This is a genomic window from Salinivibrio proteolyticus (assembly GCF_001996165.1).
Lineage (GTDB): Bacteria > Pseudomonadota > Gammaproteobacteria > Enterobacterales > Vibrionaceae > Salinivibrio > Salinivibrio proteolyticus.
Genome location: NZ_MUFP01000005.1, coordinates 102,589 through 116,063, shown reverse-complemented (window position 1 = coordinate 116,063; position 13,475 = coordinate 102,589). Strand labels below are relative to the sequence as shown.

Here is a 13,475-nt window from a genome sequence, read left to right as displayed (position 1 = left end):
TGCGTTCTCTCAAGCAAAACGGATCGAGACACGTTATCATAGCGGCCTTGTTGTTTTAGCCGGTGTGCTTATGCCTGCCTTTTCATTGTCCGCGATCCCGATAGGGATCCGCTTTATGCTCCTTTCCGCGTTCGGCTTCGCGGTCATGTCCGCCTGTGTTAAATATGTCAGCCTACATGGTATCCCGCTCTTTGAGATAGTCGCTGCACGGGCGTTGGTGTCGCTCATCATCAGCTACACAGATGTCAAACGAAAAGGCTTGTCGCCCTTTGGCAATAATAAACCGCTACTGTTGCTGCGCGGCGTATTGGGGACCGCCGCACTTATGTGCGTGTATTACGCCGTTACCACCCTGCCGCTCGCCGAAGCCACTGTATTGCAATACATGCATCCCGTTTTTACTGCGGTACTTGGATTTATCGTGCTGAAAGAGCGATTACAAGGCGCCACCTTAGTATCCATTGCTCTGTGTTTGGGCGGCCTCTATCTGATGGTTCAACCCAACCTCAATACATCGAWCGATAGCGCACTTCCGCCCTTTAGTGTCGCTATCGCATTACTGGGGGCTTTGGGAAGTTCGGTCGCTTACGTGATTGTGCGAAAGCTCAGTCGCAGCGAAGACAGCTCGGTGATCATCCTATACTTCCCGATGGTCGCCCTGCCGGTCTCAATGGTGTTGATGTGGCCAGACTTTGTGATGCCAAGTTTGCCGCTCACATTCTTATTGGTGTTAGTGGGTGTGTTTACTCAGATCGGCCAGTATGGACTCACCAAAGCCATGCAAACACAGCAAGCTGGCGAAGCGTCGGCCTATGCGTATGTACAAATCGTGTTTTCTACTTTAATTGGGATAGCGGTCTTTCAAGAACTGCCGTCCATGTGGACGTATCTCGGTGGCGGGCTGATTGTGGCGGGCGCATTGTTCAATGCCTTGGGACACCGACTCTTCCGGCGACGTTTGGTGTAGTTCGCGCGTCGCGAGTTTTGTGAGTGACGCGCAAAATGGCCTCTTATGAGGCCATTTTTCTGTTCTTATTACTTTTGCTGTTCAGGCAACTTGATGCATTTCTGCACGCGTTTCCGTCAACGCGTTTATCGCCAAGTTCAGATCTTGCTCTAGGGTATGCAACCAAGTATATCTCTTGGTGTATAAACGTCGTTTACTGCCACTAAGCTGGGTAACATCTTTACGTATTGGCAGCATCGGCAAGGTATACATATATCGATTCAGTGGCATGCCATCATATTCGCGCCAAAGCTCATCATAATCAAACGTCACCACATTCCGCTTAGAAGTGATGTAACGAATCGCTTTATAAATATGGCCTTTATTAGACACCGCGTAGCAGCGCTCGGCACCCATGATACGGCCCAGCATCAGCACGAGCTCTAACATCAAAGCTTTGGTTCGCAATCCATGCGCCGTTTTCGTCAACATTTTAATGATCTGATGACGGTCAGGTACGCTATCACTCGGACCTTGCAAGGCACCGATATAGAGTTCTCGCCCCTCACGGTTAAAGTGGAACGAAATACTGTACACGCCTTGCTTGCTCTCCACGTCATACAAGGACAAACCCAGCGCCCCTTCGCGAATTGCACCACGATAAAAGCGCACGCCATATTGACGGCCATTATTGGCAGTAAAGCTGACAAGAGGCAGACCCGCGACTGAGAAAATGGTGCTGCAATGACGGCCAAAGGTATTCGCCATAAAACGATAATGGTCATGCAGCATTGCAACCCGCTCAGGCATGCTCAGTGAGACATTGAGGTACGGTTTGAGCGGTTTAGTGATCACTTCTGGATAGTCAGCCAATACCGGCGCCAAATACGGTTCGTTAAAGACCTCAATCATGCGTTCCATAATGGTTGGAAATGCCGAACCCAACGCGCAAAAACGCCAGTTTTTGCTCACTACACGCCATCCTTTGCTGTTCGGATAAATTCTTTCAGCCCACTCCACAAGGCTCATTCGATGTTGTTTACTGATATTCATCACAGCCAAACCCACTTCAGTGTGTCGCATAAAACGCGTTAAAGAAGGCTGACTATAATCAGCAAGTCATAAAAAGGCTGTCGTAAGAATGTACGAGAGTGTCAGAGTTTGTCGGTGTCTATCAGTATTGCGTGGACATTTTTTGCTGTGGCAATGAAAGAGCGGATTGCCAAGCTCGACAATCCGCTAACAGCTCTCTAATTAAGTGCGGATATGTTTGATGGCACTGCTGAGTGAATCAACATTATCTTTTAGGTCGGAGACGATCGGACCCAATTGATCAATCGCTTCATTCATATCACCTGAAAGCGTCTTGATATTCGCGAGATTGCTAGAGATCTCGTCACTGACCGACAGTTGCTCTTCGGTAGCAGAAGCAATAGAAGAGTTAAGGCGGTGAATCTCAACCGCGGATTCTTTTATGGTCCCTAGCGCCTCATTAGCCGTTGTCATATTGTCACGCGTTGATGCGATTTTTTCAGCGTTAACACGAATGGTTTGGGTAGATTGCTCGGCTTTACCCTGCAGACTTCCAATCATGTCTTCAATTTCACCTGCCGATTTTTGCGTGCGTTGCGCCAGCGAGCGCACTTCATCCGCCACCACCGCAAAACCGCGGCCTTGGTCACCTGCACGTGCCGCCTCGATAGCCGCATTGAGCGCCAATAAATTAGTTTGCTCAGCAATGTCTTTGATTACGTCCAACACATTACCGACGTTGGTCGATTCATCCGCCAATTCTTGAATGACTTCAGATGTTTTGGTGAACTCTGTTTCCAAACTCCCAAACTCAAGTGTCGTTTTATCAAAGACTTCCTTACTGGTGCTCGTCTCTTTTTCTGTGCTCCCTGCGTATTTTTCAGCCATGGATGTATTTTCAGCCACTGTCGCCAATGCTGATGTCATCTCTTCCATTGCTGTTGCTGCCATTTCTAATTCTTGGTTTTGTTGGTTAGATACTTTGGCATTTTTGTCGGTAATGTTAACCAGACTCTCTGTAATCTGTGAAATCATATGATTCACATTATTAATTTTTTCAATCGTTGAAGAATAACTAACAATGACTTTATTAACAGTACTACCAATCGTACCTATTTCATTGTTCTTAGTGTCATCCACGCGTAGTGTTAAGTCAGAGTTATCGTCTACTTGTTTGAGTGTTGACGCCATTCTATCAATTGGGTTAACGACATTCCGTTTAGTAATGACATAACCTAATACCGCAATAACAACCACAACGGCTAACGAAATATTCCCGATTAGTACCGTTTTCTTCACACTGGTGGCGGCTGCATTAAATTGCGCATTTGTGCGCTCTTCTAACGCAATAAAAAAGCTTTCGATGGGTTTCATGATTTTTGCTTTTTCTTGGTGATACTGAGAGCTATGCAATAGCTCAATCGCCATTTGTTTGTCGGGCTCACCACATACATCTTTTCGTACTTATCGTCACCTGTCACAACATACGTTCGACCTAGACGGGTTAAATCATCAGAGCTTTGCCTTAATTCATCAGCTGTTTGATAAGAGGCATATCGAACTTGTGCCATTTCATCAACTTTATTCATCAGCCCATTTAGTTGGATGATCGTGACAAAACTAACGACAATTCCTGCACCAATAATAAAGAACACTAACTTCATGGTGTTATTGATGTTCATACCCCACTCCTAGCACTCAACATCCGTAAAAACATCTTTACTGTGTTAGCGTAGAAGAGAATCTCTGCATCAATTGAAAGAATCTGGGCAAYGACAATCACGCCACGAGTTACTTTTTGATTACTCAATAGAAATAAATCTAACGATAAACGTCGAGCTACATACCCAGCCACGAAAAAGTWTAGTTAGTTGGTCATTTTATAGAAAAGCAAGACACCCTCACTAATGAACGAACCATTCACAATACTCGCTCCACTACCAATGCGGCAGTGAACCAGATGGTTCAGCAAACAACTCATTCCCTTCTTTTCTAAGCTGCCTATGCGGCAGTGAACAGCAGCAATCCGAAACGCCGCGACTCGATGATTTTCTAAGCTGCCTATGCGGCAGTGAACAAAAAACCTATCCGATGGAGCCTGATTGGTGCTTTCTAAGCTGCCTGTGCGGCAGTGAACAATAGAATAACGTAATAATCGTCAGTGACAACAGGCTGTTAGGATAAAAATGGCCTTTTACCCTTGTTAAAAAAGGGATTCCGTAACTAGCTGTATTTATTGTTTATTTTTAAGTGGCTAAAAAAAAAGGGGAAGAAGGTGCCGATTAGCTCTCCGTTAGATTGGCTCATGAACCGATGGTGAAGTCCTCGTGCAGGGCTTTCCAATGATCACGTAGCATCGCTTTGTGCTCCGTTAACATCGGTAATTGCTTAAGTTGATTTGGCCACATATTTCGCGCCAGGTTGATCGTATCCAATAGGTGCGGTTTGATCATTTGCCACGGCACACCCACATCTTGCGACCAGCGTTCGAAATGGCTCAAACCAATATCATACCAACGCTTGCTTTTCGCCATTTTCAATGCAATGTTGTCATATTCAATATAAGGCTGCGTAAAGACCACATCATAAAGCGGTGCTAGACGCGGCAACATGCGATCGGGGTAACAGATCGTCCAATTTTTTAAGTGCGCATCGCCGTTCCCGAGCAAGATATTAATCAGCAGCCTGCGTGCCATTTGCTGTATGTCTTCTCGCCCATTAGCGCTCTCGCGATATAACACTTTTCCCAACTGCTCATAGTTCACTTTTTGATATTTATCTGAAGGATATAAGCCAAATACCTGTGCAAAATCCTCCGCATGTATTCGGCCGTCGGGTCCGCGATCAAAGCGTTGTATGCCATACGCAAGAGGCTCGTTTGGCAGCTGAATATTGGGTAACCCCTCTAACTCAGCCACATTGATCAAACGTCTTTCGGGAACCACGGCGCCGGCCTGCGCAGCGAGCGTCATACATGTAAACTCGTTGAGAGGCACCCCTTTATGTACGGTTGAGGGCGTTTTTATGATCCATGAGTCTTCATTGGCGTCGTGATCAATATGGTACCGCCCATCACGGTGCGATGAAGAAAACTTCATTTGTACGCCGGCTAATGAGAATTTGCTATCAGCATGCTTAACATCAATCTGCTGCGGCGCGGTTGAAAGCCTTTGCGCCAATGCCCAACGCGGTAACTCTCCAGCTTTAATTGGCGTCGCCACAATAGCACCGGGCAGGTTTTTACCCATGTATGCCAGTATCGCGAATTCATTGTTTGTGTGACACTGTAATGCCTTTGACACGACATCTCGTAATGCGCCTTCTGGAAGCAAGTTGGAGAGCACTGGCGGCAGTTTGTCCGTGCGAATTTGTGGTGTATGTAAGTATTGCGGATCGCGACGTTGCCTTAACGAAAAAGTCAAACGCTCATGCTGAGAGGTGGCGATAAACGCCGGATTGAACGTGAGAATATTCTTCCCGCCCGCGTAGTGCGTAACAACAGCTACATCAACGCCATGCAGTTGAATGTTCAGCCCCTCAACGTCTTCACTGGTTTTGGTCATCGCTATGCTCCGTCCCTAACCAAAAGTCGAGATCGTCGTTATCATCATCTTTATAACGATCGAGGTTTACCGACTCATCAACCATCTGAGATGCTTTGGGCTCGAGCGTTAATGTCAGGTCGAGCCCTTCAAGCACGCGCAGCAAAGTCGATAACCGAACATCACTCCCTGCCTCTACTCGCTGATACTGCTGTTGTTTCATGCCAATACGCATGTACATGTCAGACTGCTCTAGCCCAAGTGATTTGCGACGGGCTTGCAATGCGCGCGCTATATCTTTTAGTGACACCATCACACCCCCAAACAACTTTAATATTGTATTATGGCTCGAATACAACATATTAGTTGTTCTTTAAGAAATTACAACGTATTCATTGTTAAATAAGTCACAACATCAAGACTAGCATGGTGCATTTACATCGGTTGATATAAGCGCTAATCGTGACAGGCGCCCATTGACAGTTTTTATATGTCCAACACCGTAGCGGCGCTTGTATCACCTAAGCTGCCTGTGCGGCAGTGAACGTCTTACTCAGTTCGGTGATATCGCTCAAATCTTTCTAAGCTGCCTGTGCGGCAGTGAACGGAACGCGCCAAAGCCGAGCATGGCGAGGACTTTTCTAAGCTGCCTGTGCGGCAGTGAACATAATCAGGTGTTGCTTGGTGTGTTGCAAAGTTTTCTAAGCTGCCTGTGCGGCAGTGAACAAGCTGTACTTAWCAAGGAAATTTACGCTCAATTTCTAAGCTGCCTGTGCGGCAGTGAACAGACCTCAAGCACTGACGAAACTTCATCGCTCTTTCTAAGCTGCCTGTGCGGCAGTGAACCAGCTTACTGCTCAGCTGCCTCCTCAAGTTCATTTCTAAGCTGCCTGTGCGGCAGTGAACATGGTCACAGCGACACGCTAACTTCTGTTGCATTTCTAAGCTGCCTGTGCGGCAGTGAACCAGCAGCGCACTGGCCATAACCTGATGAGCACTTTCTAAGCTGCCTGTGCGGCAGTGAACTAACAGAGGAAAACACTATGCCAATCCATGAATTTCTAAGCTGCCTGTGCGGCAGTGAACAGTTTTGCTGAACCTTGGGGTCATGAACAAATTTTCTAAGCTGCCTGTGCGGCAGTGAACGAATCGAAATGAATGTATTGCTTATCTCTTTCTTTCTAAGCTGCCTGTGCGGCAGTGAACTTTTTGATGTTTTGAGCAATAGCTTTCGTGTCTTTCTAAGCTGCCTGTGCGGCAGTGAACTATAGAATAACTTAACAATCATCTGTTACAACAGGCCGTTAGGATAAAAATGGCCTTTTACCCTTGTTAAAAATCGCTTTCCGTAACACTTTGTATTTATTGTTTATTTTTGAACGTCCAAAAAAGAAGGGTCGCAAGGGTATCAACTTATCACATATGTTGAAGCAGAGCCGTCTTAAGTCACGCCAAATGTGCCAGTTCTAAACATGTTGCAAGGCGCGACATTTTGTCGCATATTAACCAGTGAAGATTTATAAACGAGGTAGTGAATCATGCCAACCAGTGTACGGTTAGATGATGAGTTTGTGTCAGATGTAAAAGTGCATGCAGAGGCTGAAATGCGCTCTGTGCCCAAGCAAATTGAGTACTGGGCAAAAATCGGGAAAATCATGACTGAGAACCCTGATTTACCCTACAGCTTTGTGCAAGAGGCGCTGATTGCATCTGAAGAAGTTAAACTTGGTAAGGTAAAACGTTATGAGCGACGAACCCCAAGACAATCCGATTGATGTTTTCGTCTCTCGTGTTTTTGAAAAGCAGATGAACAAGTTGTCCGAGGCGCAGTGTGAAGTGGTCGAGGACGAGATAGACAGAATCATTGAAGATCCCACGCTTGGCACCCAGAAAAAAGGCGATCTGTCTTATCTTTGGGTGCACAAGTTCAAGCTCGATAGACAAGAGGTGTTACTTGGCTACACGTGGGTTGAAAACAAACTCGAGCTCTATCTGCTTAATATCAGCTCACACGAGAATTTCTACGCGACGATGAAAAAGCGCAGAAAAGCGGATTTAACGATCATTGGTGAACCGCCGAATCGACGTTAGACTAACGACATGACAGCTCATGGATATGCCCCACTGCAACTACATTAAGTCGCTTTCATTACTCCAAGAAATGCAGCAGAGTATATTTGCTCCTATCCCTCACTGAGGGACAAACTGATCAAGTTCCTTATCAGTACACTTCACCCGAAGCTCTTGGTTCCCCTTACTTTTCTGCACTTTCCGTATCTGGTTGCCAAATTCTGGTGTTTTTATATATTTGATTTCAAACCTCTCAGGGCCACCAAGCATCCCAATGTAGCCTAGCACTTCAGATCGATTAAAGTCTTTTCGGCTGATTAGTGGACACTTTACTTCTCTTCCGCTCTCAGACACTAATATGACTGTAATTTCCTCGTCCAGCCCTATTAACTCCTTCAATCGATTATCAACTAACACAGCAAACGTACCCGCGGCCAATAGGCTTGACGCTATAGACATGATTATAGCGCTTAACGTTGGGCCTGGTTCGCTCGGAAAAGCCACCAGACCAAAAAGATAGCAAATAGGTATAATGAAACTAAAAAATACGAGATTCGATATGCTTCCTTTTATTTTCATGGTTACAACCTAGGAGATAAAAACTGATAAGCCTTATAACGATTTTTAGCACTTTTTTTCGTTTCTCGTTGCCAACTAGAAATTAGGTCGTGGTGAATTTCTATGACTTTCTTCACAAAATCATCCAAGTCATTACGCTCCTTGGTTTTAGCTAAATCTTTGCTGAAAAGCTCAATGAGCCTTTTTTCTGTTAACTGTAAGACATCATATTTCAGCACTTCTTCTGCGGTCATGAGATTGTTTTTCGACCATTCTAGGTCAGCCTTCATATACCCATACCCAACAGCGGTTTTTGCGCCGATGCCATTATGTTCAAGTGCTTCTTCTAGCATCCGTTGGCATGTTTGTACGGCTTCAGGCTCACCTTCCAATACAAAGAGGAAGCTACCCTGCACCGCTAATAAATGGTTAGGGATCGGGCTATCTGTATCTGATGGCTTGTCTTGACTGCCATTGTAATAGGCTTGGTGGTGCGTCGTAACCACATCAAGCACAAACGGCTTGCCGCCGTCTTTGGGGATCCACCAGGCGTCATGAAACGTCACCGTGCCCGACATACGGCTTGGCTGTTCACTGTCGTCGGTGCCCAGTAATTCCTCAATATCGTCAGAAAACGCTTTTAGGTTACTGTTTGCCCAGTTACGTACCACGCCTTTTACGCTCGAACCGGGAATGTACGGCATACCATAGTTACGACTGAGACAGCACCCTGTTTCGAGGCCGGCATTGCCATTCATGCCTATCAATAGGCGATTTTTTACCGTGAACGCAGCTTGTTGAAATCGGCTGTCATCTCCGGTCAGGTCGAACCAACGATTAAATGCCGTTTTGTATTCAGCGGAGGCTGGTAAGGCGACTAGCTTTTGCAGGTGTTCCTTTTTGGAATTCTCTCCGTCAAGCGATAGCAAGCCCTTTTCAAGCAATAAACTAGGATTGATGCTTTTGCTACTTCTAAACGGCGCTTCTACGTTTTTGCGGACGAGTGCTGTCATCGTTATTTCTCCTCGAGTGCCGTTTGGTTGACATCTTCACCATCGGGGCCGATGTTCCACACCCCTTGCACATAACGTCGAAGCCAACCAGCAATCGCGAGTGCATTACGCGTCATCGCGAGCGTTTGAGGGAGCTCTAAGTGAATGATCGCCTCATGAAAAGTCACATTATCTTGGTATTGATGAGTCGCTAACGCTTCAATAACAAGCCTTAAATCTGTGAGCAAATCGCTGTGGTGAGCCTCATTTTTGGCGAGTAAAAATCCAGTGGTTTGGGTTAAACCATTTTGCAGCAACATTGCAGGCAGTTTATGCACTAATGTTGCGTATTTTTTCTTCGCTTCTTCCGTATACGACTGATGTTCTTTGTCTTTGATTCGCGCAAAGGCTTCGATAGCGATCTTTTGGCTGCGTGATTCCATCATTTACTCTCCCTTATCTTCTAGGGAGATGAACTGCACTAAACCACTGCCAGTTCCCATATTTCCGCCCATTTGTAGCAGCGGCTTTTCTTTCAGGATATGGTTCAATTCACGCACATATTGCTCATGACAGCGGTTATGATCTACCGAATATACGCCCCAAAGGATGCTTTCAGCAGGCAAACTTTCTTCCGACCAAAGTGCGCCATTATCAACCACTCCCGTGGTTTCGTTAATGCGAATACGCGTGCGAATTTCAGTGGCCGTTTCAGCCAAAAACGAAAAGACGGTATCGGGCAATACGACGATCCGTTTTCGCATGCTCTCCCTGCGCTCTTCGTTATCGGGATATATACACTTCGCAATGTCTTTCGCCCAAGGTTCTACATCCTCACTGGTTTGAGCGTCTAAATCTAAGTCCTCCAACACCATCACATTATCTTGATGGTTGGGGTTATCATTTGGACACAGTGCTTGTTTTTCTGACGGCATCGGGAGTGAGAAATCAAGTTCTCGATCCTGTTTGTATCGCTGTAAAATAAATGGACAGGTCGCATACGCCAAAATCCCATAAACCGTTCGAACAGGCAGCACTAGCAAATGCGCATCAGTAATCGATAGCGCACCTGCTCGGCCGTTCGAGGTGCTGGTGCCAAAGAGTAATTCGATTAGATCTTGTAAGGCACTTGTTTCGGCAACCGATTCTGTATCGCTTACGTGAGCTTTTAATACACCTCGCACCGTCGACCCTGGCACGATCGGGAGATAAGACGCACGTTCACGCGCAATGGGTTGATCGACAATGCCGACAGACTGGCCTGCGCCACAATGTAAAATGGTATGGCTAAACAAGTGATAGACGTGAAAAGACATAAATTTCGTCCCTTGAAATGATGTTAAGAATTGACCGAATCAGCGGCAGGAAGCGCTAAACCGAAGCCATTACGATTATGCTGTGTTTCATCGCACACATGGGCAAGCCACAATGCTTCAATATCCGATTCAGGTGCCTCACCAACAATGTCAAACCAATAGGTCGCTCCGGCTGGGATCATTTTCTGTGCCGCCCGTGGACGTCGATTCGCCAAATCCCAACCAGATTGCGGCAACCAACGCTCAAGCGCAGCCGCGCGCAAACGTACTTGCAGCGTTTGACAGCACGGAGGCGTGCCCATTAGTGTTTCTTGGTCCAGCCAATGTGGAAGCCAACCACCATTAAATAGCGCTGGCGTTAAAAGCGTGAGGGTAAATGCGCCACTGTTGATAATGGAGCCAACTAAATCAACTGGCCTCGCGGGCCAAATAGGCGTGGACACGATATTTGCTAAACGACGCTCACCGCCAAGGTTCAACAGAGGCAAACTGATGTCGCCATCAATCCCCGCCAAAAGGCCAATCCTTTCGTCAGGAAACCGTTGTGTTTTGCTCGGCCTTTGCCACATTGTTAACCCTGTGGTTTGAAAAATCTTTCCTGACTCCGCCTGACGACTTTTATTATTCACCGAAATATGTGTACGAATATCGGGATCAGCAGGGGTCCAGCCATTTTGATGAATCTGTTGAACGCTTAACGCGTCCCCTCTTCGCCACGCTAATAAATCATGTAACGACCACCAATTTGGTCCGGATACAGGTTTGCCTTGGAGTGCGGTGTCACTCAATAACGGCCAAAGTCCATTGGGTAGATCACATCCCTCTCCACTATTGGGCTTTGCCGGTTTTGATCGCGCCAACACGACCGTATCCGCTTTACGATCATGCACGTACTGCACATCCGCAGGCTTTGGCACCATTATGTTTTCTTCACTGGGCGCGTTATCATTGATGGGCATCTTTACGGCTAACGGCCCTGTCACCGAAAGCATCAACAAGTCTTCATTCAGCGGTTTTCCCGTACTGCGTGCATGAATGTTGCGTAATGCGCCGGCGACCGTTGAAGGAGGCGGAAATCGTGCCGCCTGCGCATCGGATATTTCCTCAAATGGCCGACTTGAGCGAATAATCAAAGGATCTCGTGGTTTGATAAGATAATACTGCATATTTAATCTTCCCCTCCAATATCCTTGGCTGTTTTCGCACTTATCCACCGAGCCAATATCAATTGATTCGCGAGTTCATCCAACGAATAACGCGATGCCTGCGTTCTAAGATGCTCTTTTAGTGTGTGGATACGCCCTTGCATCTCGCCGCTTTCTCGCTCTTTCATTGTATGATTGTGCGCAAGCGCTGCACGCACCAACATACGTTCGAGTTCACTGCGACGAATATCACTCACATCAGGCCCGTTTTCGTTCTCGAGCCATTTTAGTTGGTGGGCCATATTACGTATATCTTGCATAATTCGCGTAGGCATAAGGTCTTGCGAAAAAGCCTCAACAAAGGCTGAAAATGCATCAAGTGTCGTTGAATCGTCCCAGCGACAGCGCCATGTAACTTCATGACCTGAACGGATCCCTAAATGCACGGCGAGTGCATTTCTTGGCGCTTGCTCGTCATTCCCTTTTGCGTGTTTTTCTGCTGCTATTGCACGCTGACGTAGCTGGCGCATAGGCTGAACAAAATGCCCAATCGCTAAGCCAACCGACAGTGTCGGCGCGACCGTTTGTGGGTTGTTAAAGTTTTGCTGGATAACGGCATCCATAGCAGCGGTAAAATGACTAGCCAGTTTCTGAGCGCACGGTATTGCTCGATGTAGTGGCAAGAACGCTAAAATATCATCGCCGCCGGTATAAATCGCATGGCCACCGAACTCTCGAATTATCGCGCGCACAACACTCGCAAACCGATGCAAAGCATTTGAAATATTAATGGATTGGGTTGTATTGTCCGCTTGCGCAAATAACTCCCCCATTCGGTCGCCATCGGCTTTAAGTAGCACGCCGTAAGGGACTGGCTCTCCATACTGATCCAAAACATCTTTGGTTAAAAAGTCGCGTAGTGCTTGATACGCGTTTTCATCGTCAAACGACGATGCCTCGAGCCGGCTCGCAAAGAGGTATTCACCGTCATAAGGAAATTTTTGATAATAGCCTTGGTTACCTTTCACTGCGGTAACGCGCTTCGCTTCATAAAAAGGCTTATAAAGATCATTAAGCCTTTGCAAATAGTCATCAGATAAGCTTTGTAACCAAGGGTCGACGACTACACGACTAAACGGCGTGAATTGCTCATGTTTACCAGCAAGGCGCTTAACGATCCCGAGCGCATCTAGTGACTCTTCATCTGTCAGGCCTAATATACGTTTCTTTTTCTCAACCTCATCGGGGCTGAGGTTCAGCTTTTTCGCCACGGTTTTATTGGTTAACGCATGCGTGAGCGCGTTATTCGCGCCATCCAGCGTCGATTTGTGCAGCCCTGAACGGTTATCTTGCATGGGCAAAAAATCACGTGTTCGCTTACGCGCGTGCAACAGTTCCCCAAGACGCTGGGATGCAGATTGGTATTCATCAGGTTTAAATGCCACCCATGCAGCAAACATTTCTAGAATATCTTTTTGTTGTTGCGCCCAATATTCGGGTTCGATACCCACTTCACGTAAGTTTTCTCTGTCTAATACGTCAGAAAAAATGGCCCCGAGTTTTGAGGTTGCTGCCTGCTTCGCTCGTGCAATCTGTTGCTTTAATGCTTCTTCATTGTTCGCGCTGACAACCGCACGCACAACATTTGCGATGTTGGCTTCAGGCTCCCCGCCCTCAGCCTGCTCACTGACGTTAAGGTGAGGGCTTGGAAAAATACGCGAGCAATGCGGTTTTCCATCTAGCTCAGCGGCTATTGCACTCGCGACTTGCGACAACAGCCACGAGCCACACCACAAATCTTGTGAGCGTCTCCCTGCTTCAATCAAGCTTTGGACTGGGCCAACGCTGATCGCAACTAAATAGTCCGTCATCAA

The 13,475-nt window shown here is 46.7% G+C and carries 12 protein-coding genes, 1 pseudogene and 1 CRISPR repeat array; of the genes and pseudogenes, 3 read left to right on the top strand and 10 right to left on the bottom strand.

Features of this window, described 5'->3' with window-relative positions:
• Positions 1-70 precede the first annotated feature (70 nt).
• Positions 71-967 (top strand): DMT family transporter, encoded by an 897-nt coding sequence (locus tag BZJ19_RS04770; RefSeq protein WP_077674781.1) that lies wholly within the window; start codon positions 71-73, stop codon positions 965-967.
• Between the two features lie 81 nt (positions 968-1,048).
• Here BZJ19_RS04770 and BZJ19_RS04765 read toward each other — a convergent pair whose 3' ends face one another.
• From BZJ19_RS04765 to BZJ19_RS04750, 4 genes and pseudogenes are all read right to left on the bottom strand, one after another.
• Entirely contained in the window at positions 1,049-1,918 is an 870-nt protein-coding gene (locus BZJ19_RS04765; RefSeq protein ID WP_157891160.1) for a DUF535 family protein, read from the bottom strand.
• Positions 1,919-2,200: 282 nt separating this feature from the next.
• A pseudogene (locus BZJ19_RS04760) lies at positions 2,201-3,660 on the bottom strand (methyl-accepting chemotaxis protein).
• Positions 3,661-4,281: 621 nt separating this feature from the next.
• A complete protein-coding gene (locus BZJ19_RS04755) occupies positions 4,282-5,541 on the bottom strand; it encodes a type II toxin-antitoxin system HipA family toxin (protein WP_077674780.1) in 1,260 nt (419 codons plus the stop codon).
• Complete coding sequence (locus BZJ19_RS04750; RefSeq protein WP_077455917.1) at positions 5,525-5,833, bottom strand: helix-turn-helix domain-containing protein; 309 nt, start codon at positions 5,831-5,833, stop codon at positions 5,525-5,527. The genes BZJ19_RS04755 and BZJ19_RS04750 overlap by 17 nt, the downstream gene beginning before the upstream one ends.
• A 205-nt stretch (positions 5,834-6,038) precedes the next feature.
• A CRISPR array of direct repeats spans positions 6,039-6,786; the repeat unit is 28 nt; unit sequence TTTCTAAGCTGCCTGTGCGGCAGTGAAC.
• A 272-nt stretch (positions 6,787-7,058) separates the two neighbouring features.
• Here BZJ19_RS04750 and BZJ19_RS04745 point away from each other — a divergent pair.
• Both BZJ19_RS04745 and BZJ19_RS04740 read left to right on the top strand, forming a co-directional pair.
• Positions 7,059-7,295 (top strand): TA system antitoxin ParD family protein, encoded by a 237-nt coding sequence (locus BZJ19_RS04745; RefSeq protein ID WP_021023597.1) that lies wholly within the window; start codon positions 7,059-7,061, stop codon positions 7,293-7,295.
• Positions 7,264-7,611 (top strand): type II toxin-antitoxin system RelE/ParE family toxin, encoded by a 348-nt coding sequence (locus BZJ19_RS04740; RefSeq protein WP_077674779.1) that lies wholly within the window; start codon positions 7,264-7,266, stop codon positions 7,609-7,611. Before BZJ19_RS04745 ends, BZJ19_RS04740 begins: the two co-directional genes overlap by 32 nt.
• 99 nt (positions 7,612-7,710) lie before the next feature.
• Here BZJ19_RS04740 and BZJ19_RS04735 read toward each other — a convergent pair whose 3' ends face one another.
• The 6 genes from BZJ19_RS04735 to cas10 are packed head-to-tail and all read right to left on the bottom strand — an operon-like array spanning position 7,711 to position 13,472.
• On the bottom strand, positions 7,711-8,169 hold the full coding sequence (locus tag BZJ19_RS04735; protein WP_077674778.1) for a hypothetical protein: 459 nt from the start codon (positions 8,167-8,169) through the stop codon (positions 7,711-7,713).
• A 2-nt stretch (positions 8,170-8,171) separates the two neighbouring features.
• The gene (gene cmr6 / locus BZJ19_RS04730) at positions 8,172-9,161 is read right to left on the bottom strand and encodes a type III-B CRISPR module RAMP protein Cmr6 (RefSeq protein WP_077674777.1); all 990 of its coding nucleotides are present in this window, start codon (positions 9,159-9,161) and stop codon (positions 8,172-8,174) included.
• 2 nt (positions 9,162-9,163) lie between these two features.
• Positions 9,164-9,586, bottom strand: a complete 423-nt coding sequence (gene cmr5 / locus BZJ19_RS04725; protein WP_102136105.1) for a type III-B CRISPR module-associated protein Cmr5 — start codon at positions 9,584-9,586, stop codon at positions 9,164-9,166.
• Positions 9,587-10,456 carry a type III-B CRISPR module RAMP protein Cmr4 gene (gene cmr4 / locus BZJ19_RS04720; protein WP_077674776.1) on the bottom strand — a complete coding sequence of 290 codons (870 nt, stop codon included), beginning with the start codon at positions 10,454-10,456 and terminating at the stop codon, positions 9,587-9,589.
• 23 nt (positions 10,457-10,479) lie between these two features.
• Positions 10,480-11,622 (bottom strand): type III-B CRISPR module-associated protein Cmr3, encoded by a 1,143-nt coding sequence (locus BZJ19_RS04715; RefSeq protein WP_077674775.1) that lies wholly within the window; start codon positions 11,620-11,622, stop codon positions 10,480-10,482.
• Between the two features lie 2 nt (positions 11,623-11,624).
• Positions 11,625-13,472, bottom strand: coding sequence for a type III-B CRISPR-associated protein Cas10/Cmr2 (gene cas10, locus BZJ19_RS04710; RefSeq protein ID WP_077674774.1), 1,848 nt, complete (start codon positions 13,470-13,472; stop codon positions 11,625-11,627).
• Positions 13,473-13,475 lie beyond the last annotated feature (3 nt).